The following is a 297-nucleotide window of genomic DNA, read 5'->3' as shown; positions in this document are numbered from 1 at the left end:
GTCACATTGAGCGCCGCCGACGCGCACACGCTTGCCAACATTGCACTGGCGCGCGGCAAGCTGTTCGTGCCGTTTCACAACCGTCGCTGGGACGGAGACTTTCTGACCGTGCGCGACCTGCTCGCAAGCGGCGAGTTGGGGCGGATCACGCACTATGAATCGCATTTCGACCGCTTCCGGCCCGAAGTGCGCCAGCGTTGGCGCGAGGAAGCGTCGCGCGGCGGCGGCCTGCTGTTCGACCTCGGCCCGCATCTGATCGACCAGGCGCTCGCGCTGTTCGGCGCGCCGCAGACCGTG

1 protein-coding gene is annotated in these 297 nt (G+C 67.7%); it reads left to right on the top strand.

The annotated features are described in order from the left end of the window. The coding region (locus tag EN859_RS37000) for a Gfo/Idh/MocA family oxidoreductase (protein ID WP_245525894.1) at positions 1-297 on the top strand (297 nt) is incomplete at both ends.

It is taken from the genome of Mesorhizobium sp. M00.F.Ca.ET.216.01.1.1 (assembly GCF_004010325.2).
Lineage (GTDB): Bacteria > Pseudomonadota > Alphaproteobacteria > Rhizobiales > Rhizobiaceae > Mesorhizobium.
This window is presented reverse-complemented; position numbering and strand designations above follow the sequence as displayed.